The organism is Leifsonia sp. NPDC077715 (genome assembly GCF_040686855.1).
Classification (GTDB): domain Bacteria; phylum Actinomycetota; class Actinomycetes; order Actinomycetales; family Microbacteriaceae; genus Leifsonia.
The window spans coordinates 1,114,796-1,137,455 of record NZ_JBFBOG010000002.1; the positions used below are offsets into that span (position 1 = coordinate 1,114,796).

General features: G+C 70.7%; 22 protein-coding genes. 10 read left to right on the forward strand and 12 right to left on the reverse strand.

Annotated features, from left to right (window positions below):
- Positions 1-9 precede the first annotated feature (9 nt).
- Positions 10-1,350, reverse strand: a complete 1,341-nt coding sequence (locus tag AB0P25_RS12365; RefSeq protein ID WP_363807684.1) for an O-antigen ligase family protein — start codon at positions 1,348-1,350, stop codon at positions 10-12.
- A gap of 14 nt (positions 1,351-1,364) precedes the next feature.
- Complete coding sequence (manA, locus tag AB0P25_RS12370; protein ID WP_363807686.1) at positions 1,365-2,531, reverse strand: mannose-6-phosphate isomerase, class I; 1,167 nt, start codon at positions 2,529-2,531, stop codon at positions 1,365-1,367.
- Positions 2,532-2,646: 115 nt separating this feature from the next.
- Between manA and AB0P25_RS12375 the strand changes: the two genes are divergently transcribed.
- On the forward strand, positions 2,647-3,825 hold the full coding sequence (locus tag AB0P25_RS12375; RefSeq protein ID WP_363807688.1) for an acyl-CoA dehydrogenase family protein: 1,179 nt from the start codon (positions 2,647-2,649) through the stop codon (positions 3,823-3,825).
- A gap of 45 nt (positions 3,826-3,870) precedes the next feature.
- Here the strand turns inward: AB0P25_RS12375 and AB0P25_RS12380 are convergent, their stop codons facing one another.
- The 6 genes from AB0P25_RS12380 to AB0P25_RS12405 all read right to left on the reverse strand — a co-directional run bounded on the left by AB0P25_RS12380 (position 3,871) and on the right by AB0P25_RS12405 (position 8,042).
- On the reverse strand, positions 3,871-4,038 hold the full coding sequence (locus tag AB0P25_RS12380; protein ID WP_363807690.1) for a hypothetical protein: 168 nt from the start codon (positions 4,036-4,038) through the stop codon (positions 3,871-3,873).
- Between the two features lie 248 nt (positions 4,039-4,286).
- A complete protein-coding gene (locus tag AB0P25_RS12385; protein ID WP_363807692.1) occupies positions 4,287-4,859 on the reverse strand; it encodes a hypothetical protein in 573 nt (190 codons plus the stop codon).
- 18 nt (positions 4,860-4,877) lie between these two features.
- Positions 4,878-5,453 carry a hypothetical protein gene (locus tag AB0P25_RS12390; RefSeq protein ID WP_363807693.1) on the reverse strand — a complete coding sequence of 192 codons (576 nt, stop codon included), beginning with the start codon at positions 5,451-5,453 and terminating at the stop codon, positions 4,878-4,880.
- Positions 5,450-7,390 (reverse strand): alpha/beta hydrolase, encoded by a 1,941-nt coding sequence (locus AB0P25_RS12395; RefSeq protein WP_363807694.1) that lies wholly within the window; start codon positions 7,388-7,390, stop codon positions 5,450-5,452. The genes AB0P25_RS12390 and AB0P25_RS12395 overlap by 4 nt, the downstream gene beginning before the upstream one ends.
- A gap of 29 nt (positions 7,391-7,419) precedes the next feature.
- Positions 7,420-7,764, reverse strand: a complete 345-nt coding sequence (locus AB0P25_RS12400) for a hypothetical protein (protein WP_363807695.1) — start codon at positions 7,762-7,764, stop codon at positions 7,420-7,422.
- 8 nt (positions 7,765-7,772) lie between these two features.
- Positions 7,773-8,042, reverse strand: a complete 270-nt coding sequence (locus AB0P25_RS12405; protein WP_363807697.1) for a hypothetical protein — start codon at positions 8,040-8,042, stop codon at positions 7,773-7,775.
- A 255-nt stretch (positions 8,043-8,297) separates the two neighbouring features.
- Here AB0P25_RS12405 and galE point away from each other — a divergent pair, with 255 nt between their 5' ends.
- The 4 genes from galE (at position 8,298) to AB0P25_RS12425 (ending at position 14,502) form a co-directional block, all read left to right on the forward strand.
- On the forward strand, positions 8,298-9,260 hold the full coding sequence (galE, locus tag AB0P25_RS12410) for a UDP-glucose 4-epimerase GalE (protein ID WP_363807698.1): 963 nt from the start codon (positions 8,298-8,300) through the stop codon (positions 9,258-9,260).
- Between the two features lie 186 nt (positions 9,261-9,446).
- Entirely contained in the window at positions 9,447-9,770 is a 324-nt protein-coding gene (locus AB0P25_RS12415) for a WhiB family transcriptional regulator (protein ID WP_082889078.1), read from the forward strand.
- 81 nt (positions 9,771-9,851) lie between these two features.
- Entirely contained in the window at positions 9,852-13,079 is a 3,228-nt protein-coding gene (locus AB0P25_RS12420; RefSeq protein WP_363807699.1) for a glycosyltransferase, read from the forward strand.
- Entirely contained in the window at positions 13,072-14,502 is a 1,431-nt protein-coding gene (locus AB0P25_RS12425) for a DUF5719 family protein (RefSeq protein ID WP_363807701.1), read from the forward strand. The genes AB0P25_RS12420 and AB0P25_RS12425 overlap by 8 nt, the downstream gene beginning before the upstream one ends.
- Before the next feature lie 19 nt (positions 14,503-14,521).
- Here the strand turns inward: AB0P25_RS12425 and AB0P25_RS12430 are convergent, their stop codons facing one another.
- Positions 14,522-14,965, reverse strand: a complete 444-nt coding sequence (locus AB0P25_RS12430; protein ID WP_363807702.1) for a metallopeptidase family protein — start codon at positions 14,963-14,965, stop codon at positions 14,522-14,524.
- 42 nt (positions 14,966-15,007) lie between these two features.
- On the opposite strand from AB0P25_RS12430, the gene AB0P25_RS12435 reads away from it, so the two are divergent.
- The 4 genes from AB0P25_RS12435 to AB0P25_RS12450 are packed head-to-tail and all read left to right on the forward strand — an operon-like array spanning position 15,008 to position 18,730.
- Positions 15,008-15,214, forward strand: a complete 207-nt coding sequence (locus AB0P25_RS12435; RefSeq protein WP_064111176.1) for a DUF3499 family protein — start codon at positions 15,008-15,010, stop codon at positions 15,212-15,214.
- A gap of 28 nt (positions 15,215-15,242) precedes the next feature.
- Positions 15,243-16,667, forward strand: a complete 1,425-nt coding sequence (locus AB0P25_RS12440) for a phosphomannomutase/phosphoglucomutase (RefSeq protein WP_363807703.1) — start codon at positions 15,243-15,245, stop codon at positions 16,665-16,667.
- 33 nt (positions 16,668-16,700) lie between these two features.
- Positions 16,701-18,179, forward strand: a complete 1,479-nt coding sequence (gene ahcY / locus AB0P25_RS12445) for an adenosylhomocysteinase (protein WP_363807705.1) — start codon at positions 16,701-16,703, stop codon at positions 18,177-18,179.
- Positions 18,179-18,730, forward strand: coding sequence for a GNAT family N-acetyltransferase (locus AB0P25_RS12450; protein ID WP_363807706.1), 552 nt, complete (start codon positions 18,179-18,181; stop codon positions 18,728-18,730). The genes ahcY and AB0P25_RS12450 overlap by 1 nt, the downstream gene beginning before the upstream one ends.
- Position 18,731: 1 nt before the next feature.
- On the opposite strand, the gene AB0P25_RS12455 is transcribed toward AB0P25_RS12450, so the two are convergent.
- Positions 18,732-19,409, reverse strand: coding sequence for a cyclase family protein (locus AB0P25_RS12455; RefSeq protein ID WP_363807708.1), 678 nt, complete (start codon positions 19,407-19,409; stop codon positions 18,732-18,734).
- A gap of 33 nt (positions 19,410-19,442) precedes the next feature.
- Entirely contained in the window at positions 19,443-20,282 is an 840-nt protein-coding gene (locus tag AB0P25_RS12460; RefSeq protein WP_363807710.1) for an RDD family protein, read from the reverse strand.
- A gap of 17 nt (positions 20,283-20,299) precedes the next feature.
- Here AB0P25_RS12460 and AB0P25_RS12465 point away from each other — a divergent pair, with 17 nt between their 5' ends.
- Positions 20,300-21,295, forward strand: a complete 996-nt coding sequence (locus AB0P25_RS12465; RefSeq protein ID WP_363807711.1) for a stage II sporulation protein M — start codon at positions 20,300-20,302, stop codon at positions 21,293-21,295.
- A gap of 23 nt (positions 21,296-21,318) precedes the next feature.
- Here the strand turns inward: AB0P25_RS12465 and AB0P25_RS12470 are convergent, their stop codons facing one another.
- Positions 21,319-22,659, reverse strand: a complete 1,341-nt coding sequence (locus AB0P25_RS12470) for a DUF58 domain-containing protein (protein WP_363807713.1) — start codon at positions 22,657-22,659, stop codon at positions 21,319-21,321.
- Position 22,660 lies beyond the last annotated feature (1 nt).

Genomic DNA, 22,660 nt, shown 5'->3' on the forward strand with positions numbered 1-22,660 from the left:
GTCGCCGGGTCAGCGGGCGTCGGGGACTGACCGCTTCGTGGACACCGCGATCGCGACGAGGAGGGCCCAGCCGCCCTCGATGAGCATCCGGCTCTCGGCGAAGCTCTGCGCGATCAGTGCGGCCATGAGCAGCAGCGGGAGCAGCGTCGTCGCGGTGTAGGGCTGGTCGTCGGCGACGGTCCAGCGCGGGCGGTCGACGGCGAGGAACCAGCTTCGCCCGAAGGTGGTGAGTACCAGGAGGATGAAGACGACGAGTCCGACGATCCCGAGCTGCAGCCAGACGTCGAGCCACGCGTTGTGCGCCTGCAGGTACTCGACGCCGTTGCGGGTCGCCAGCCCGTCGAAGGGCTTCACCCACGGCGCCCAGTAGCTCACCCAGCCCCAGCCGAAGACAGGACGCTGCTGCGCCAGCCGGATCACCGCGTCCCAGATGTCGATCCGGCCGGTGAGGTCTTCGCTCTTGCCGAACAGCGCCGGGAGGCGGGATCCGAACACCGACACCACCACGATGGTCGCCGCCACGAGCGCTGCGGCGACGACGTACACGGGCGTCCGCCGCTCGGGGCCGACGCGACGCGCCCACAGTGCGAAGCCGAGGACGACGGCCGTCGCGAGGGCCGCCGCGATGACGGTCGCGGAGCGGGTCAGCGCGAGCATCAGCACGGCGACGACGAGCCAGCTCGTCGCCGAGCCGCGGCGGAGCGTCCGGTCGGCCCGCTGGATGGCGAACACGACGATCGCGAGCAGTGCGATCATCGCCAGCAGGTTGCTGTTCCCGACGATCCCCTGGATGGGGCCGCCGTGGAACAGCAGGTCGCGGCTCCAGTAGAAGGCAGAGGGCAGCTTGCCCGCCGGTACGGCCTGCACCGGAGTGAGCGGGAGGACCGGCTGCCGGACGAACACCGCCACGACGAACTCGAACAGCAGTGAGAGGCCGAGGATCCAGCGGAACGCGTTGCCCAGCGCGTTCAGCAGGCCGGCGGTCGACAGCCGCAGGCCGAGGAACAGCCCGCCGATCGTCGTGAGCAGCTGTGCCAGCACCCCGAGCGCACTCGCGCCGGGATACGCCGACCAGGCGATCGACAGCACGGCCAGCGCCAGGAACACCAGCAGCGTCTTCGGGAACGTACGCCAGCGGAACACCGGGCGGGAGCGCACCACGAGGATCGCGCTGCCGACCGCGAGCGCCGCGGCGAGCACGAAGTACCCCGGCCAGCTGATCAGATTGCGCCAGAACTCGCCGGCGAACAGCGTGAACAGGAGGACGGCCGCGAAGACCGACTCGCCCGTCCCCGTGACCGCCCGGGCGGCGCGGATGCGGGCGCCTAGCGCGGGGGTCGGGCTCGTCACCCCCGAAGGATAGCTCACCGGTTCGGGGTGGCGACGAACACGGTGCCCGGGCCGTCCGCGACCGAGACGGCGCCCTCGTCCGCGGTGACGACGGTCGCCTCACCGCGGCGGAGCGTCGTGCTCCCGGAGGCGCCGGTGAGCGTGACCGTCCCATCCGTGCAGAGCGCGATCGCCGTGCCAGGGAGCTCCAGCCGCGCCTGGGCGACATCGGCGTCGAGCACCACGCGCGCGAGCTGGAAGTCGGGGACGTCCGGACGGAACATCTCGACGCCGCGCGCGGGGTGCTCCGGCGCCAGCGGGGTGGCCCGGATGGGCGAGAAGTCGAGCACCGAGACGAGCTCGGGAACGTCGATCCGCTTGCGTGTGAGCCCGCCACGCAGCACGTTGTCGGAGGCCGCCATCAGTTCGATGCCGAGTCCCTTCAGGTACGCGTGGATGTTGCCCGCCGGGAGGTAGAGCACCTCGCCGGGCCGCAAGGTCGCCCGGTTGAGGAGGAGGGCGAGCACGATCCCGGGATCGCCCGGGAACGCCGCGTCGAGCATCCGGACGGTGTCCGCGTCCCGGTCGTCGGGCAACGCCCGGGCGGCCGCGACGACCTCGGCGACGAGCAGATCGACGTCGGTGTCGCCGCCGAGCAGCCACTCGGTCGACCTACGCAGCACCGCGCCCGGCTCGCCGTCGAGGGTGCGGGCGAAGCCCGAGATCACCGCGCCGCCCGTGCTCGCGGCCGCAAGGCGCTCGAGCGCGGCCCGGCTCTCGGCGGGGTCGCGGAAGCCGCACAGCGCTTCGAACGGATCGCTCAGCGCGAAGATCAGCTCCGGCTTGTGGAACGGGTCCTTGTAGTTGCGGTCGGCGGAGTCCGGCGCCAGCCCTGCGGCGTTCTCGCGCTCGAAGCCGGCGCGCGCCTGCTCGGGCGAGGGATGCGCCTGCAGCGACAGCGGCCCGTCGGCCGCGAGCACCTTGAGCAGGTACGGGAGGTCGCTGGTCCGCTCCCACTCGGCCAGGTCGGCCGCGCCGTCGGCGGTGGCCGGGTCGAGCACGCGGGCCGGGGAGCCGGGATGCGCGCCCAGCCACAGCTCCGCCTCCGGGCCGCCGCTCGGCTCGGTTCCGAGCAGGCCGGCGATCGCCGTGGTGGAGCCCCACGCGTAGTCGCGTGGAGTGTTGCCGATGCGCACAAACATGCGTCCTCATCCCTTTCGTCGCGTTGGACCAAACTACCAATCGCTTTGTCCGCCCGGCGTCCCGTCCGTAGGCTGACGACCGCCCGACCATCCCTGTGGACGCAATGGAGCAGACATGCCCTTCGAGACCATCGCCGGCGACTTCTACGGCTTCGAGAACCAGCTGACCGACCGCGAGAAGGAGTTCATCGCGACCCTCCGCGCGCAGCTGGAGTCCGAGGTCAAGCCGATCGTCAACGAGTTCTGGGAGAAGGCGGAGTTCCCGCACCAGATCATCGACGTCCTGCACCGCAACGGCGCGATCGGCCTGGGCTTCCCCGAGACCGCGCCGTTCGAGAACTCCGCGGTGTTCCGCGGCTGGGTCGCGCTGGAGCTCGCCCGCATCGACGCGTCGGTGAGCACCTACGTCGGCGTGCAGAACGGCCTGGCGCTCGGCGCCATCGGCGTCTGCGGGTCGGATGAGCAGAAGGCCGAGTGGTTGCCGAAGCTGGCGAGCGGCGAGGTGCTGGGCGCCTTCGGCCTGACCGAGCCGACCTCAGGCTCCGACTCGGCCCAGGGCCTCAAGACGGTGGCGACGCGCGACGGCGACGACTGGATCCTGAACGGCTCCAAGCGCTGGATCGGCAACGCGACCTTCAGCGACATCACCGTGATCTGGGCGAAGAGCGCCGAGGACGGTCAGGTGAAGGGCTTCATCGTCCCGAACTCGACCCCCGGCTTCACCGCCACCAAGATCGAGGGCAAGCAGTCGCTGCGCATCGTGCAGAACGCCGACATCACGCTCGAGGACGTCCGCGTCCCCGAATCGCTGCGGCTGCAGAACGCCAACAGCTTCAAGGACACCGCCGCCGTGCTGCGCCTCACCCGCGCCGAGGTCGCCTGGGCGGCCGTCGGCGTCGCGGTGGGCGCGTACGAGGCGGCGCTCCGCTACACCAAGGAGCGGGTCCAGTTCGGGAAGCCGATCGCGTCGCACCAGCTCATCCAAGACCTCCTGGTGAAGTCCGTCGGCAACATCACCGCCTCCATCGGCCTGTGCACCCGCGTCTCCGAGATGCTGGACGCCGGCGAACAGCGCGACGAGCACTCGGCCCTCGCCAAGGCGTTCGCCACGTCCAAGATGCGGGAGACGGTGGCGTGGTGCCGCGAAGCCCTGGGCGGCAACGGCATCGTGCTCGACTACGACGTCGCGCGGTTCTTCGCCGACGCGGAGGCGCTGTACTCCTACGAGGGGACGCGCGAGATGAACACGCTCATCGTCGGGCGCGCGGTGACGGGGCAGGCCGCGTTCGTCTGAGTTGAGCGGCTGTCGCCGGCATCCCGCGTCTGCCCGAGGCTCACCTCACCAGTTCTCCGGTCGCCGAGGATCGTCCGGGTCGATGGGCGCGCATCGGCTGTTGCCGTCGAAGTCGGAGTAATTCTCCCCGATGGTGAACAGGAGGCCGAAACCGTCTTTCCGGACCCCGGTGAGGTAGGGCGGGTAGGAGACGACCTTCCGCGGCGGGAACATCCTGTTGTCTTCGACGACTTCGGTGGGGAATCCGTGCTCGGTCCAGAGGTCGGCGACGCGTTGTGCGGTCTCCTCGGGGCTGGATTTGGTTGGCCCCTTGTATTGGCTGGATCTCTTTCGCGGTCTTGGGTTGGGGTGCGCACCCGGTGAGCGCGCCCGCTGCGAGCACCGCTAGCAGCGCCACGATACGAAGTGCGGGGTGGTGGCGGCGCGTGGGTGTCGTGCTCATCGTCCCGATCCCGAAGGTGTCACCAGTTCTGCGGCAGGACCGGGTCGTCGGGGTCGATGGGGGCGCATCGACTGCTTCCGTCGAAGTCGGCGTAGTTCTCACCGATACTGAACTGGATTCCAAAGCCGTCCTCACGCACGCCGGTGAGGTAGGGCGGGTAGGAGACAACCTTGCGCGCCGGGTAGATGTTGTCGTCTTGGACGACCGTGGTCGGGAACCCGTGCTCGGTCCAGAGATCGGCGACCCGCTGCGCTGTCGCTTCCGGGCTGGACTTGGTTGGGCCCTTGTACTGGTTGAACAGGTTCCAGCTTTCCGATTCGGTGCCGTCGGCGTAGTTACCGCATCCCGGCTGCCAGGTCATGGTGTCTGGTTTGGGCCAGGTGTCGGCGACGAGTGCCGTGGCCTCGTCGTACAGGTGCTGGATTTCTTGCTGGACGGCGGCGCGGTCGGCTTTGTCTTGGTCTTTCACGTGCTGAATCTCTTTCGCGGTCTTGGGCTGGGGTGCGCACCCGGTGAGGACGCCGGTGGAGAGGAGCGCCAGGAGCGCCACGGCGCGCAGGATGGCGCGATGGCGTGTGCGTGCGATGGTCATCGTCCTGCCGTGAATACCTCACCAGTTCTCTGGCCGTCGAGGGTCGTCTGGGTCGATGGGCGCGCATCGGCTGTTCCCAACGAAGTCGGAGTAGTTTTCGCCGATCGTGAACTGGATTCCGAAGCCGTCTTGCCGGACGCCAGTGAGGTAGGGCGGGTAGGAGACGACCTTGCGTGGGGGGTTGATCTTGGTGTCTTCGACGACTTTGGTGGGGTATCCGTGTTCGGTCCAGAGGTCGGCGACCCGTTGTGCGGTCTCTTCCGGGCTCGATTTTGTTGGGCCGAAGTATTGGTTGGCGATGTTCCAGCTCTCGGACTCGGTACCGTCGGCATAGTTGCCGCACCCGGTCCCCCAACTCTTGTCGGGCACGGTCGGCCAGGAGTCGGCGACGAGGGCGGTGGCTTCGTCGTAGAGGTTTTGGATTTCTTGTTGGACTTCGGCGCGGTCGGCTTTGTCTTGGTCTTTCACGTGCTGGATCTCTTTCGCGGTCTTGGGTTGGGGTGCGCACCCGGTGAGGACGCTGGTGGTGAGCACCGCCAGGAGGGCTACGGTCCGCAGGATGGTGCGTCGGCGATGTGCAGGTGCGGTGGTCATCGTCCCGGTTTCGAGGGGGGCGGGGCAGGGAGGGGAGGGGTGGGGAAGGCGCGCGCCCGGTCTTGAGGTGTACCGCCGACAGGAATCTCTTGTCCGCGTCCCATGGTGGCCATGGCGGTGGCGTATTGGGCGGTGGTGCGGTTGTCGAGGTAGCTGTACGAGTCTGGTCTCTCTTTGCTGTTCGCCAAGGGCCCATGTTGGGTGATCCCCTTCAGATCTGTGCCGTCGAGTGTGGTGGCGTCGGCGGTGAAGGTGTGTGCGCCGAAGCCGGGACGGGTGGGATCTTGGCGGCCGGACCAGCCTTGTCCGATCACGGCCCATCCGTCCCAGATTCCCTGGGCGGCGTAGACCTCTCCGGAGGGGACGTGCAAGGCGGCGGCGGTGGGCACGCTGGAGGCGATGCCCGCCGATCCGAGGAGGACGACATGTCCTGCCGTCACACCTTTCCGCGCCAAAGCGAGTGTTGCGACGTTGGTTCCGTAGGAGTGGGCCACCACCGAGAGCCCGGCCGCGTTCGCCGGCCACTCCTTGACCGCGGTCAAACCGCGCAGCGCGTTCCCCAGCCGCTCGGCGCCGGCCTTGGCCAGATCGTCGTGCTTGACACCCAACGCATTCATCCCACCGGGTGGGTCGTAGTCCAGCCATGCCAACACCGCGATCTTGTCACGGGGAACGCCGGACGCCAGCCATTGTTGCTGCTGCATGTCTTTTGCCGCGTTGGTGTATTGGCCGATGTCGTTGGCGGTGGTTCCCATGCCGGGGATGAGGAGGCTGATGTGTTCGGCGGTTTCCAGCAGTCCGGTGCTGATGGCCACTTTGATGCGTTCGCCGGGCTTGAAGACATACAACTCGTGCGGCGGGTTGCCGCTCGGTCCGCCGCCGTAGGCGATGTCGATCCGTGACAGCGTGTCGGCCAGTTTCTGTGCCACGGCGAGCCGGTTCAGCGCTTGTTGGCGGATCCCGTCGACCGGAGACACGAGCCCGGGGTCCGCCTTGGCGTCCTTCAGGCGTTTCTTCGCGTCGGCGAGGTCGGCGAGCAAGCACACCCGGTTCGCGTCCGAGCGCACGCGCGGCGGAACGCCGTCGAGGTTGCCGACGAGCCTCGGAATGGCTTTCGCCCACTCCTTCCGCTGTGCCGCGTCGAGCGTCTTCCACCAGGCGGCGGTGTTCTCTGGCGCCGGTGGATGATCCCAGAACCGCTGCAGCAGCTCAGGATGCGCCGCCAACATCGTCTTCATCTGCGCGGGAGAGAGGGACGTGAGGAGAGACGACAGCTCGGCCGGTGTCGCGGTCGACCAGTCCGTCTCGGATCCGAGGCCGGCGAGGAACGTCACAAGCTGTTTCCTCGCCGCCGAACCGCCGCCGCCAGCGCCGGCGAGACGATTCAGCAGCGCGACGGTGTCAGCGATCGCATGCTCCAGTTTCGCCAGGCCGTCATGGAACAGCCCGCGCGTTGCAGACGAGAAGGCCTGCAGCACGGTGAGCCGTTCTTCCAGGCTGCGGACGTCCGCCTGGAGCTGGCCGAGCACCATCTCCAGCTGGCGGTTCTTCGCCTCCAGCGTTTCGCCGATGCCCGGTACCGTGGCCAACGAATTCGCGGCAGCCGTGTTGGTCTCGATGAGGCGCTCGGTCGCGTCCCGGTGCCTGATGGTCGCCGCAAGCTGGGCGGTCAGCTCGTCTTCGCTCAGCACCCTGTACCGGCTGATCTTCGAATCCTCGAAGCTGTACCGTTCGAGCGTGGCCCGGAGACCGTGGATCTCCTGTTTCGCCCGTGCGACGCACGGAGCGACAAGGTGAGCGAACAGCGCCTGGACCGCCGAATACCCCTTCCCGGACAGCTCACCCCGACCCAAGGCGTCGATGAGGCGGTTCGAGGCGCGCCCCACGTCGTCCAATCTCGACGAGGCGACCGTCAGGTTGTGCGTCATCGCGGTCATCAGGTTCTGCGAGTCACCCGAGTCGTACCTCAAGCCCACGGTGCACCGCCCCGCTCTCGCCGCAGCCGTTCCAGCTCTGCCTCCGACTCCGAACGGACTCCGCGGGCGAACTCCTCCAGCACCTCGGACTGCTCACCGGCGAGTCGGGCGATGTGGTTGTCCACTTCGCGTCGCGCCGACAGGTCTCTCTGAACGAAGTAGTTCTTCGTCCCCATCGCGACACCGGCCTGCTCGAACACGGCTGCGCTTTCTTGCGCCACCTGGCGGTACTCCGCCCACTGCTCTTCCAGAAGGCGGATTCCATCAAGCGCCTCAACAGCCTCGGTTTCTAAGGCGTCGATCTTCCGAGCGAGCTCCCCGGGCTGATCTGACACTGAACCGCTCATCGTTTCTCACCCAAGCCCCGGGAGTCGCGCTTGTCGCGCTCCTCGATCTCCACCGCAAGGGCGGTGACGCGATCGGCCTGACCCTTCGCCGCCGAAAGCAGTCTGGCGACGCAGTTCACGATCCCGTTCGCGACCCTCGCCCCGTCGTGCATGCCCGAGACGTTGCTTGCAGTGAGCGTCGCCTGCTGACCCCGCTCGCCGCGGCCGAGTGCGGCAAATCCCGCGACCGCCTCCTTCGCGGCAGCGATATTCGAAGAAACCTTCATGCCTTACCTCTCGTACTCCTCATAGAGAAATACCGTAGCAATACATGCAAACTTGTGGCCGGCACTTGGTTCTCACCGGCCATCCAGCGGTCAGTGCGGCGACAGGGCCTCTCGGTCGAAGATGCATCGACGGGGTCCGATCGGCGGGTTTTGGCCAGGCTCCGTGGGAAGGAGGTGACGGGTGAGGCCGCGTTCGTCTGACCGCCCGCCCCTCCCGATAGGGTTGAAGCTCCGTCGAACACAGGAGGTTCGCCCGTGGCGTGGTTGGTGACCGGAGGAGCAGGCTACATCGGGGCGCACGTGGTGCGTGCGTTCCGCCAGGAGGGCATCGACGTCGTCGTGGTCGACGACCTGTCGAGCGGGCACGAGGAGTTCGTGCCGGCGGGCGTCCCCTTCTACCGGGGCACCATCCTGGACGGCGAGCTGCTGTCGCGGATCTTCGCCGAGAACCCCATCACCGGCGTCGTGCACGTCGCGGGCTTCAAGTACGCGGGGGTCTCGGTCCAGCGGCCGCTGCACACCTACGAGCAGAACGTCACCGCCACCGCCGTCCTGCTGGCCGCGATGGAGGATGCCGGGGTCGACGCGATCGTGTTCTCCTCGTCGGCCGCGGTGTACGGCACGCCGGACGTCGACGTCGTCACCGAGTCCACCCCGAAGAGCCCGGAGTCGCCCTATGGCGAGTCCAAGCTGATCGGGGAGTGGCTGCTCCGTGACCAGGGTGTGGCGGCCGGGCTGCGCCACACCTCCCTCCGCTACTTCAACGTCGTCGGCTCCGGCGACGTGAGCCTGCGCGACACCAGCCCGCACAACCTCTTCCCGCTCGTGTTCGACGCGCTCGCCGAGGGGCGCACCCCTCGTATCAACGGCACCGACTACCCGACGCCGGACGGCACGTGCGTGCGCGACTACATCCACGTCACCGATCTGGCCGTGTCGCACGTCGCGGCGGCCAAGCGTCTGGACGCGCACCAGCCGATCGAGCCCGTGTACAACCTGGGCAGCGGTGACGGGGTCAGCGTCCGCCAGATCATGGACACGGTCGCCGAGGTGACCGGAATCCCCTTCACCCCAGAAGTGGGGCCTCGACGGCCGGGGGACCCGGCGAGGATCGTGGCCTCAGGAGAGCTCGCCGCGCGCGATCTCGACTGGAAGATGCGTCACACCCTCGACGAGATGGTGCGCAGCGCCTGGGAAGCGCGCCAGGCGGCGTCCTGACACCCCTCCGGCCGAGCGGTTCCGGTTCGGGCGTGTCGCGATTGTTGTCGTTCTCCGGCGCGTCGCGAACTCTCGACCAGCGGTCAAGGCTTTACGATTCGCGACTTGACGTGAGCGAATGACAACGGTGTAATTAGGGCACACGGGAATCTCGTGTTTCAGCAGTTCATGGGTGGGGAGACCGATATGCCAGTTCCCGAATATCGTGCGGGTGTTCCCGACGACTGGTTCGTCGACCCGATCACGCTCGGAGTCCCCGGAGTCCGGTCAGCCGACGTCGATGACGACAACCCGCTGTCCTGGCAGTCCGACGCGCTGTGCGCGCAGACCGACCCGGAGGCCTTCTTCCCGGAGAAGGGCGGATCGACGCGCGACGCCAAACGCATCTGCACCTCGTGCGAGGTGCGCGCCCAGTGCCTGGAGTACGCGCTCGCCAACGACGAGCGCTTCGGGATCTGGGGCGGCCTCTCCGAGCGCGAGCGCCGCAAGCTCCGCAAGCGCGCCGGCTGACCGCGACCGATCGACCGCAATGGCGCGCCGCGCCCGGTGCAAAGACGCGATCGGCGCGACCCCGACCTAGGCTGACTCCCGATGTATCCGAGAGTCACCGCCATCGTCGTCGCCCAGAGCGGCGGCGCCCACCTGCAGCGCACTCTCGACGCCCTCGCGGAGCAGACCCGACGACCGGACGCCGTGATCGCCGTCGACTGCGCCTCCACCGACGACGCCGCCCGGCTGCTGGCCGAAGCCCAGCCCACGCAGCTGATCTCCCTCCCCGAGAAGCTGCCGTTCGGCGCCTCCGTCGCCGCGGCCGTCCGCGTCCTCCCACCCGTCGACGGCTCCGAGCAGCTGCTGTGGCTTCTGGCGCAGGACACCGCGCCCGAACCGCAGGCGCTCGAGTCGCTGCTCGCCGCGCTGGAGGTGTCGCCGTCCGTCGCCATCGTCGGGCCGAAGCTCGTCGACTGGGACGACCCCGCATTCATCCGCGAATTCGGCGAGGCGATGACGCCGTTCGGCGCCTCCGTGCCACTGGTCGAGAACGAGCTCGATCAGGCGCAGCACGACGGTCTGAGCGACGTGCTCGCGGTCTCCAGCGCGGGGATGCTCGTGCGCCAGGCGCTCTGGGAACGGCTGGACGGCTTCGACCCAGCCCTCCCGACCGTCGACGACGGCCTGGACTTCTGCACCCGTGCGCGCCTCGCCGGCTTCCGCGTCACCCTCGTCGCGGCGGCCCGGGTCGCACTCGCCGGCGACGGGCTCGCCGGACCGAACCTCAGCCCGAAGTGGACCGTGCGCCGCCGGATCTCCGGGGAGCGGCGCCGCGCCCAGCTGCATCGCCGCATGGTCTACGCGCCGGGATGGGCGGTGCCGCTGCACTGGCTCACGCTCGTGCCGCTCGGCATCCTCCGCGGCCTGCTGCGGCTGCTGCGCAAGGAGCCGGGCTCCATCGGCGGCGAGCTGGGGGCGGCGTTCCGGGTCGCGTTCTCCGGGATGGCGGTGGGCAATGCCCGGCGCAGGCTGGCGTCCGCGCGCGAAGTCGGCTGGGCCGCCGTGGCGCCGCTGCGCATCCCCTTCGCCGAGGTGCGCCGCGCTCGTGCGCTGAAGCGCGAGGCGGCGACAGTCCAGCTGCAGGGCGAACGGCAGGACCTCGACTTCTTCGGCACCGGCGGGGGATGGGCGGTGCTCGCCGCCCTGGTGGTCGGCGTCGCCCTGTTCTTCCCGCTCATCGGCTCCGGCGCGCTGAGCGGCGGGGGGCTGCTGCCGCTCGACGCCTCGGTCGGCCAGCTCTGGGCGAACCTCGGCTACGGCTGGCGCGACGTGAGCCTCGGGTTCACGGGCGCCGCCGATCCGTTCTCTGCCGTGCTCGCGGTACTCGGCACGCTCACGTTCTGGCAGCCGTCGCTGTCGCTCGTGCTGCTCTGGCTGCTGGCGCTGCCGCTCGCGGCGCTGGGCGCCTGGCTGGCGGCCGCGCGCCTGACCAACCGCGGTGTGCTCCGGACCGTCGGCGCGCTCGCATACGCCCTCGCGCCGATGCTGCTCGTCGCCCTGCAGGGCGGCCGCCCGGCGGCGGTGCTCGCGCACATCCTGCTGCCGTGGCTGTTCTTCGCAGGGCTCGCCGCGCGACGGTCGTGGGCCGCCAGTGCGACCACCGCCCTGCTCGCCGCCGCCACGGTGGCCTGTGCGCCCATCCTCATCCCGGCCCTCGTGGTCGCGTGGATCGCCGCCATCGCGTTCGCCGGTCGACGGGTCGCCCGCATCGCCCTGATCCCGCTGCCCGCGGTGGTCCTGTTCGCTCCGCTGGCCTGGCAGCAGATCTCGCGCGGCGCGTGGCTGTCCATCCTCGCCGATCCCGGCGTCCCCCTGGACGCGCGGCAGACGCCCGCCTGGCAGCTCGCGCTGGGCTTCCCGGACGGGATGCTCGGCGGCTGGCACGCGGTCGCCCAGTCCCTCCACCTGTCGACGGCGTCGGCGAACATCCTGGTGCCGATCCTGCTCGCGCCGCTCGGCATCCTGGCGATCCTCGCCCTGTTCCTGCGTGGGACGGTGCGCGCCATCATCGCCCTGCTCGTAGCCCTCGCCGGCTTCCTGACCGCTGTGGCGGCGCTGCACCTCCAGCTGGCCGTCGCCGGCGGCACGGCGGTGGCGATCTGGCCGGGCAGCGCGCTCAGCCTGTACTGGCTCGGACTCGTGGGCGCCGCCGTGCTCGCCCTCTCGGCGCTCGGTCGCGCGGCCGTATACCCGGCCTGGGTGGCGATCGTGACGCTCGTCGTCGCCTCGGTGCCGATCGGCATCGCGACGCTGACCGGCCACGCTCAGGTCGCCGAAAGCGACGGGCGCACGCTGCCGGCCGTGGTCACGGCCAAGGCGGCCACCGCACCGCGCACCGGGACGCTGCGGATCGTCCCGCAGCCCGACGGCGGCATCCGCGCCGACGTCGTCCGCGGGAGCGGTCAGACGCTCGACGACCAGTCCACCCTCGCGGACACCGAGCGCGGCCTCTCGACGGCGCAGCAGAACCTGGCGACCCTGGCCGGCAACCTCTCCTCGCGCAGCGGCTACGACGCCTCCGGCGAGCTGAAGCGGCTCGGCATCGACTTCGTCCTGCTGGCGCCGTCGGCGACGGCCATCGACGCGAAGGACACGACGGCCGCCGACGCGACACGAAGCCGCGCATCGGTGGCGATGGACGCCAACCCGCTGCTCGCGCCCGTCGGCTCGACCGGCACCGGGCGGCTGTGGGCGTTCGACCGCGGCACCGGTGACGTGCCCGCGGCCGCGCAGGTCCCCGCGGATGCCGGCGGATGGTGGCGCGTCCTCATCCTCATCGTGCAGGGTCTGGTCATCGGCGTGACGCTGCTGCTCGCCATCCCGACCACGCGGTCGGCCGACCGGGTGTCGGAGCTGTCGGCACGCCGTCCGCGCCGGACGGTGAGGGAGCGCGCGGTCGAGCCCGACGACGAGCCCGACCGACCGGACACCGGAGCCGACGGCGTCGCGGCGGAAACGCTCGACGAGTACGAGGCGGAGCCGGAAGGCGAGGCCGTCGTCGAGTCGGCGGAAGAGGAGGACGTGCCCGCCGCGGAGCCGTCCCCGGATCCCGCCGCTGAGCCGAAACCGGAGGCGCCGGCGCCGGACCACGACGCGCCGCCCGCGTCCACACAGCGGTACGCCTACGAAGCCGACCCGGACCTCGACCGCCCCCACGACCGCCAGGAGGAGCGCGTGACCACCCCGCCCGGCCCGACCACGCTCGAGGAGGGCCTGGAGGAGACCATCATCCGCCCCCGCGCTCGTTTCGAGGGAGGCGACCGTGGCTGACCGCACCGGACTCGCGCGCATCGGCATGCGCGCCGTCGGCGGCCTCGTCGGCGTCGCCGTCGCCGTGGTGGTCATTGCCGGGACCACGCTCCTCCCGCTGCAGGACGTCGCCGTCGGTGTGCCGTCGAAGACCGTCACCCCCGTCGCCGCCGACCAGCAGCGCGTCTGCCCGGGGCCGCTGCTCGCACTGGCCGCCGACGCCGGCGCGGCCACCCGGCCCAGCGCCGTGGGGACGCCCGTGTACGCCGCCAGCAGCCAGGACGCCGAGGTGCGGGGTCTCAAGCCCGACGCCGACAGCGACTCCGCCGATCAGGCGCCGCAGCTCGTCTCGATGCGCACTCCGCAGGGGGCTACCGCGCCTCCGCTGTTCGCCGCCGCCCAGACCCAGACGGCGTCGACCGAAGACCTCGCCGGACTCGCCGCCGCGGCGTGCGCCGAGCCGAGCGCCGACACCTGGCTGGTCGCCGGCTCCACCTCCCTCGGCCAGACCAGTCTCGTGCTCCTGTCCAACGCGAGCGAGGTGGACGCCACCGTCGATCTGACGATCTACACCGAGTCCGGTGTCGTCAGCGCCCCGGGCGCGACGGGCATCGTCGTTCCCGCCGGGTCGCAGAAGGTGGTCCCGCTCGCCGGGCTCGCGCCGTCCGCGTCCGCCCCGGTCGTCCGCGTCACGACGAGCGGCGGCGAGGTCGTCGCGTCGATGCAGCAGAGCTACGAGCAGGGCATCCAGCCGCGCGGCGCCGAGCTGGCCGGAGCGACCGGTCTGCCCGGCCGCCAGCAGATCATCCCCGGCGTCACCATCGCGTCCATGAACGCCGTCCAGAGCGCGCAATCGGCGGAGGGCGTGAGCGTCGACTTCCCCGTCGTCCGGCTCCTCGTGCCCGGTGCTGCCGACGCGAAGGTCACCGTCGGCGCCGTCGGAGAGGCGGGCACGGCCGCGGGGAACTCGTACGCGACCACCCTCAAGGCAGGGACGGTCGCCGAGCTGCCGCTCGAGAATCTCAAGGACGGTGATTACACCGTCACCGTGAACTCCGACGTTCCCGTGGTCGCCGCCGTGCGTACGACGGTGATCGGCTCGAAGACCCGCGACTTCAGCTGGTTCTCCTCAGCGCGTCCGCTGCAGAAGGAGCTGGCCGCCGCGGTGCCCTCCGGAGCCTCCGCGACCCTGCACTTCGCCAACCCGGGCGACGGCGACCAGACCGTCACCATCCAGGGGGCGCGGGGAGGCGGTTCGCCGACCAAGCTCACGATCCCCGCCGAGGGAGGCGCCCAGGTGAAGGTCGCCCCCGGCACCTATACGGTGACCGGCGCGGCGGGCCTCACCGGCAGCGTCAGCCTCTCGGCCGACGGGCGCGCGAGCAGCTTCGTGCTGGCGCCGCCCGGCCCGCTCGCGGCGCCCATCACGGTCTACCCGAACTGACGCCGGGGCGACGCCGGCGTCAGAAGTGGCGGTAGCGGTCCGGCGCCAGGTCCCACGGGTCCTTGCCGAGCAGTTCGGCGACCGCGCGGAAGACGCATCCCTCGATGTACATCCGCCGGTGCAGCTCGTCGTCGCGGTGCAGCTTGGTCAGGCGCTGGATCGGGACGCGGTACAGCACGATGCGGCGACGGGACGCGTCCACCCGCCAGCGGTCGACGCCGTCGGCGCCCGAGTTGCCGATCGGCGTCGCCGCGACCTCGAAGTGCACGTTCGACAGCTCCTCCGGCCAGATCCCCTTGAGGTAGTCGGCGGTGGAGGCGACGGTCATGTCGAAGAAATCGATCCGGTTCTGCAGCATGGGCAGGTGCGGCCCGGTCACGGGACCGCGAGCGCCGCGGCCGTGTCTGCTCCGCCAGCGGCTGGTCGCCGGGGTCTGACTGCTGGTGCGGCGGTTGCGGGGCATGTCGCCATCCTACGTCCGCCGCGAACCGCTATTCTGTCCCCGATGTTGAGCCGTCCGTGTTCCCGTGTCGCCTGCCCGCGCGACGCCGTGCAGACCCTCACGTACGTCTACGCCGACTCCATGGCCGTCATCGGGCCGCTGAGCCTGTCGCACGAGCCCCACTCGTACGACCTGTGCGCCATCCACGCGGAACGGCTGTCGGCGCCGCAGGGCTGGCAGATCGTCCGCCACGTCGGCGTGACCGACTGAAGCCCGCACGTCGCGATAGGTTAGGGCCATGAGCACGCCCAGCGATCCGCGCCTGCAGTCCGTCGTCAAGACCTACGACATCCGCGGATTGGTCGGCAAGGACCTGACTGAGGACGTGGTCGAGGCCATCGCCGCCGCCTTCGTGGACGAGGTGGAGGCCGCCGGAAGCGACGTCATCGTCGGCCACGACATGCGCGACTCGTCCCCGTCCTTCGCGGCGGCGTTCGCGCGAGGTGCGCAGGCACGCGGCGCCGACGTCGTCTCCATCGGCCTGTGCTCGACCGATGAGTCGTACTTCGCCTCCGGCTACCTGGAGGCGCCCGCGGCGATGTTCACCGCGAGCCACAACCCCCCGACCTACAACGGCATCAAGCTCTCCCGCGCCGGCGCACAGGGCCTCAGCATGGACACCGGGCTGCGTGCCGTCCGCGATCGCGCCGACGCGTACCTGCGCGACGGCATCCCGGCCGTGGAGAGTCCCGGCACGTTCCGCGAGGAGGACGTCCTCGACCGCTATGCGGCCTATTTGCGATCGCTGGTGGATCTGAGCGGGATCCGGCCGATCACGATCGTGGTGGACGCAGGCAACGGCATGGGCGGCCTGACGGTCCCGGCCGTGCTGGAGGAGGCGGCAGGGCTTCCCGCGCTGCCGATCACGGTCATCCCGCTCTACTTCGAGCTCGACGGCACCTTCCCGAACCACGAGGCCAACCCGCTGGAGCCCAAGAACCTCGTCGACCTCCAGCGCGCGGTCGTCGAGCACGGCGCCGACCTCGGGCTCGCCTTCGACGGCGACGCCGACCGCTGCTTCGTCGTCGACGAGCGCGGCTCGGCGGTCACCCCGTCGGCCGTCGCCGCGATCGTCGCCCTGCGCGAGATCGCGCGGGCGCGGGCAGAGGATCCGGACGCCGAGATCACGGTCATCCACAACCTGATCACGTCCAACATCGTCCCGGAGACCATCGAGGCCGCGGGCGCGGTGCCGCTGCGCACCCGCGTCGGCCACACCCTCATCAAGGACGCCATGCGCCGGTCCGGCGCGGTGTTCGGCGGCGAGCACTCCGCGCACTACTACTTCCGCGACTTCTGGAGCGCCGACAACGGGATGCTGGCGGCCATGCACCTGCTCGCCGAGTTCGGCTCGCAGGAGCGCCCGCTGTCCGAACTGGCCGCCCGGTACACGCCGTACGCGATGTCGGGGGAGATCAACTCGACCGTCGACGACGTGCCCGCGGCGTTCACCCGCGTGGTCGAGGCGTTCACGAACCGCGCCGACTTCGACGAGCTGGACGGCCTCACGGTCACCGGCCGGGTCGGGCAGGACGAGACGTTCTGGTGGTTCTCCGTGCGCCCGTCCAACACCGAGCCGCTGCTCCGGCTGAACGTCGAGGCGGGCGACCAGGCGACGATGGCGCGCATCCGGGACGAGGTGCTGGCGCTCATCCGCGCCTGACTGAGGTACGGGTGCCATGACACAATGGGACCCATGCCAGCTCCCACTTCGACCGCACTGCCCTTCAAGGTCGCCGACCTGTCCCTCGCCGAAGCGGGACGTCACCAGATCCGCCTCGCCGAGAACGAGATGCCCGGCCTGATGGCCCTGCGCGCCGAGTTCGGCGACGCGAAGCCGCTCGCCGGCGCCCGCATCGCCGGCTCCCTGCACATGACCGTGCAGACCGCCGTCCTGATCGAGACGCTGGTCGCGCTCGGCGCGCGCGTCCGCTGGGCCAGCTGCAACATCTTCTCCACGCAGGACGAGGCGGCCGCGGCGATCGCGGTCGGCCCGACCGGCACCCCCGACGCCCCCGCCGGCGTCCCGGTCTTCGCCTGGAAGGGCGAGACGCTCGAGGAGTACTGGTGGTGCACCCAGCAGATCTTCGACTGGTCGGCGGAGGCCGCGGCCGACGGCGCCGACTACCTCGGCCCGAACCTGATCCTCGACGACGGCGGCGACGCCACCCTCCTCGTCCACAAGGGCCGCGAGTTCGAGCTCGCCGGTGCCGTGCCGGACGACGCCCCCGGCGACAGCCACGAGTACCGCGTCATCCTCGCCGCGCTCCGCGCCTCCCTCGCCGAGTCGAAGGACCGGTGGACGCGCATCTCCGACGACATCCTCGGCGTCACGGAGGAGACCACCACGGGTGTCCACCGCCTGTACGAGCTGGCCAAGGCCGGACAGCTGCTGTTCCCGGCGATCAACGTCAACGACTCGGTCACCAAGAGCAAGTTCGACAACAAGTACGGCATCCGCCACTCGCTGCCGGACGGCCTCAACCGCGCGACGGACGTCCTCATGGGTGGCAAGGTCGCCTTCGTGGCCGGCTACGGCGACGTCGGCAAGGGCGCGGCGGAGGCGCTGCGCGGCCAGGGTGCTCGGGTCATCGTCAGCGAGGTCGACCCGATCAACGCGCTGCAGGCCGCGATGGACGGCTACCAGGTCACGCGCCTGGAGTCGGTCATCGACCAGATCGACATCCTCATCACGGGAACCGGCAATCTCAACGTCGTCACCCTCGACCACCTGCTCGGGCTCAAGCACCTCGCCATCGTCGCCAACGTCGGCCACTTCGACAACGAGATCGACATGGCGTCGCTCGAGGCGCTGGAGGGTGCGGAGAAGGTCGAGATCAAGCCGCAGGTCCACGAGTGGCGTCTGCCGACCGGCCGCAGCATCCTGGTGCTCTCCGAGGGCCGCCTCATGAACCTGGGCAACGCCACCGGCCACCCCAGCTTCGTCATGAGCAATTCGTTCACCAACCAGGTGCTCGCGCAGCTGGAGCTGTACGTCTCGACGGAGAACTACCCCGTCGGCGTCTACGTGCTGCCCAAGCACCTCGACGAGAAGGTCGCGCGGCTGCATCTCGACGCTCTCGGTGTCGAGCTGACCACGCTGACGGAGGAGCAGGCCGCCTACATCGGCGTGCCGGTCGACGGCCCCTACAAGGTCGACCACTACCGCTACTGATGGTGCTCGAGTTCGCCGACCGGGAGCTGCCCGGCGGCCTGATCTTCCGGGTCCGGAAGGAGCAGGACGCCGCGGCGCTCGCCGCCGCCTACCAGCGCAACCGCGGGCACCTCGCGCCGTGGGATCCGACCCGCACCGAGGACTTCTTCACCGAGGGCGGTCAGCTCGCGCAGACGCGCGAGCTGCTGGCGCTCCGCGAGATGGATGCCACGCTCCCGCTCGTGCTGGTCGACGGCGGCGAGATCGCTGGGGGCATGACGCTCAGCGGCATCGTCCGCGGCGCCTTCCAGTCGGCGACCGTCGGCTACTGGCTCGACCGCGACCACACCGGCCGCGGGCTGGCCTCGGCGGCGCTGGGCGCGGTGATCGAGGCCTCCCGCGACCAGTACGGGCTGCACCGCATCCAGGCGGCGACGCTGCTCGCGAACCACGCCTCGCAGTCGGTGCTGACCCGCGCCGGTTTCGAGCGCATCGGCGTCGCCCCGAAGTACCTGCAGATCGCGGGACGCTGGCAGGACCATGTCCTGTTCCAGCGCATCCTCCACGACTGAGTCAGTCGGGCAGCTCCGCGAACGCGCGCACCGGGAACGTGCCGAAGCCCTCGATCGCCGGGGGAGCGGCGGTGAAGCGCGCTCCGCGCTCCGGCAGCTGGTCGAGCCGGGTCAGGTGCTCGACGACGTGTATGCCGGCGGCGAGCAGGATGCTGTGCGCCGGGCGGCTGCCGCCGCCTTCGGTGTCGTCGATGTTGAGCGAGTCGATTCCGACCAGGGCGACGCCCGCGTCCACCAAGGCCTTCGCGCCCTCCTCGGTGAGGAACGGCGCACCGCCGGCGTACTCCGGGGTGCCGAAGTGCGCATCCCATCCCGTGCGCAGCAGGACCGCGCCGCCGGGGTCGCCGACACCGGCGACGGCTGAGGCGGGGACGCCGCGCGCATCCCGCACGCCGTCGCTCCAGTCGACCACGCGGACCGGCAAGCCGACCAGCGTCGCCAGGTCGAGCCCGGAGAGGTCGCGCCCGTCCGCGTAGCGGTGGAACGGGCTGTCGAGGTAGGTGCCCGTGTTGCCGATCATCGTGATGACGTCCATCGCGAACTCGGTGCCCGGCGCGTAGACGCCGCGCGACGCCTCCCGGGTCAGGTGCGGCGTGATCACCGGGGTGGGGAGCCCGGGATACGTCACCAGACCGGCCCGGATCGGGTGGCTGAGGTCGACGATGCGGCGTGCGGTCATGGTGCTCCTTCGTTCGGGCGGTCGGCGGGCGGCTCAGCGCTCGGGGAAGCCGTGCGGCAGCGCGCGGAGCACCGGCTCCAGTCGCTCCAGCCGTTGCTGCTCGAGCGCCAGCCCGCGGGCGTCCCGCTCGCGCCGCAGCACCGCGACGGCGACGAGGAACGTCTCGGCGTCGACCGGCGGCACGGGGGAGACGTAGGGCGCCGCCTCGCGGGCCAGCTCGCTGCTCAGTCCCAGGCGCGCGGCGGCCGTCAGGTCCGGCGCCTGCCGGATGAACTGGGCGATGCGGCGCGAGAGCCGGTCCGGGAGGCGGGCGACGTCCGCGGTCGCCGCCCACGTCGTCAGGTGCGGCGCGAGGTAGAGCGGCAGCGGTGTGGGTTTCGGGACGCGCACGAGTTGGCTGTACGTGCCCGCGAGCAGGTCGCCGAGCCGCTTGGACCGGGTGTTGAGCAGGCCGGTCAGCGCAGCGATCGCGCCGATCGTCATGAAGATCTCGAGCACGCCGACGAGGGCGCGGATGAACGAGTGGCGGAACCCGATGGCGCCGCCGTCGTCGCGCACGATGCGCGCACCCACGGCGAGCTTGCCGAGCGACCGCCCTCGGGAGGCGAGTTCGACCGTCGTCGGCAGCACCACCATCCCGAACACCAGGATCAGCACCACCAGCGCCCGTGCGAGCGCTTGATCCAGCCCGCCGCCCGTGGCAGCCAGCAGCAGGATGCAGCCGAACATGACGAGCATGTACACGACCCAGTCGATGATGCAGCCGGCCGCCCGGAGGATGTAGCTGGCGGGCTTCACGTCGAGCGCGACGGCCTCGCCGGTGACCAGCTCGCGGTCGTCCTGCGACGCGCTCCCCGGCCCCGCCTGCATCATAGATATCATCTAAGCAGATGGACCTCGACGCCTACACCGCCGCGCGCAGCGCCGACTGGGAGGAGCTCTCCCGGCTGGCCGCGAAGCGACGTCTCGACGGGGCCGAGGCGGACCGGCTGATCGACCTCTACCAGTCGGGAGCGGCCGATCTGTCGGCCATTCAGACCAGTGCGGGTGCGACGGCCGCCGGCGACCGGCTCTCCCTCGCGCTGTCGAACGCCCGGCTCCGCTTCACCGGTGCCGGAGCCAACCTGTTCGCACAGCTGCCGCGCTTCTTCGTGCTGCAGCTGCCCGCCGCGCTCTACCGCCTGCGTTGGATCGTGCTGGCGGTCGCCCTCGCCACGGCGGTGATCGCGACGCTGTACGCGCTGTGGATCACGGGCAACCCGGACGTCCTCCGCAACCTGGGCGACGACGCGAACCTGCGCCGGTACGTCGAGCACGACTTCATCGACTACTACTCGAACAACCCCGCCGCCTCCTTCGCCGGCCAGGTGTGGACGAACAACGCCTGGATCGCCGCGCAGTGCATCGCGTTCGGCATCACCGGCGTCTACGTGCCGTACGTGCTCATCCAGAACGCGGTCGGCGTCGGCACGGCGGCGGGCGTGATGTTCGCCTATGGCCGCGGCGACGTGCTGTTCTCGTACATCGTCCCGCACGGCCTGCTGGAGCTGACGAGCGTCTTCGTCGCCGCGGCCGCCGGCCTCCGGATCTTCTGGGCGTGGATCGCCCCCGGGGCGCGCACGCGCGGCCAGGCGCTCGCGGAAGACGGCCGCGCGCTCTTCACGGTCGCCGTCGGCTGCGCCATCTCCTTGTTCGTCTCCGGCCTCATCGAGGGCTTCGTGACGCCGTCCGGCCTGCCGGTCTGGGCGAAGATTGGGATCGGCGCACTCGCGTTGGCCGCTTTCCTGGCCTACATGCTGGTGCTCGGTCGCCGAGCGGTGCGTGCGGGCGAGACGGGCGACCTGACGGAGTACGAGGCGGGGACGCGGCGCATCGTCGCCGGGTGAGGCGGCGTCCTCCGCGCTGCTCTTCAGAGGCGCCCGGCGGCCTTGAGCGCGAGATACCGGTCCGCGAGCGCGGGTGGCAGGTCTGCGGGCGCGCCGGTCACCACATCGCCGCCGAGCCGGCGCACCGCCGCCGCGACGCGGCTGACGTCGAGCAGCGAACGCTCGGCTGCCGCCGCACGGTAGACCGCGTCCCGGTTCGGCCGCTCCTGGGCGGCCGCAAGCGTGTCCGGATCCGTCACGCTCGCCACCACGACGAGATGCTTGGCCGTGAGCTGCGGCAGCGCGGAGAGCAGCCCGCGCGAGGCGCCCGGCGACTCGATGGATGTGAGCAGCACGACCAGCGAACGCTGGGACGTGACCTGCGCCACCTGGGATGGGATCGCCGACCAGTCCATCTCGATGAGGGATGGCTCGATCCCGGCCATCGCGTCCACCATCCGCGACAGGAGCTCCGGACCGGAGGCGCCCTGCACCCGGCCGCGCACGACCCGGTCGTAGGCGATCAGATCGACCCGATCGCCTGCGCGCGTCGCGAGGGCCGCGAGCAGCAGGGACGACTCGAACGCCGTGTCGATCCGGGGTTCGTCGGCCACGCGCGCGGCGGAGGTGCGCGCCGTGTCGATCACGATCACGACACGCCGGTCGCGCTCGGGACGCCAGGTGCGGACCATCACGCGGGCACCGCGTCCGCCGGTCGGGTCGTGCCGTCGGGCGGTCGCCCGCCAGTCGATCGAGCGCACGTCGTCGCCGCGCACGTATTCGCGCAGCGAGTCGAACTCGGTGCCCTGTCCCCGGAGCAGCACGGTGGTGCTCCCCTCCAGCTCGCGGAGGCGCGCGAGCCGCGACGGCAGGTGCTTCCGCGAGGTGAACGGTGGCAGCACGCGGATGCGGCCGGGTGCCTCCAGCGTCGCCTGCCGCGCCCACAGGTGCAGCGGCCCCCAGGACCGCACGGTGACGGTCGCGACCCGGCGCTCGCCGCGGCGCCACGGGCGCAGCGACGCGACGACGCGACGCCGCTCACCGGCCGGGATCGACACCCGCGTGCGCGTCGGCGCGGCGCCCGCGGACGGCTCCCAGGCGTCGCGCACGGTGCCGCGCAGCATCCGCCGGCCGGTGTTCGTCACCAGCAGCTCGGACTCCGCCTCTGCGCCGAGACGCACGCGCGCCGGAAGCGTGCGCTCTAGCCGGACCGCGCGCGGCGAGGCGGCCGCCGCGAGGTCGATCGCCCCCAGCACCACGCACAGCACGAGCCACCCGCCCAGTGCGAGGTACGCCGTCGCGTCACCACCGCCGCCCAGACCGAGCAGCACGACGGGGACGACGCCCAGCGCGAGCAGGGCGACGAAGCGTCCGGATACGGTCACG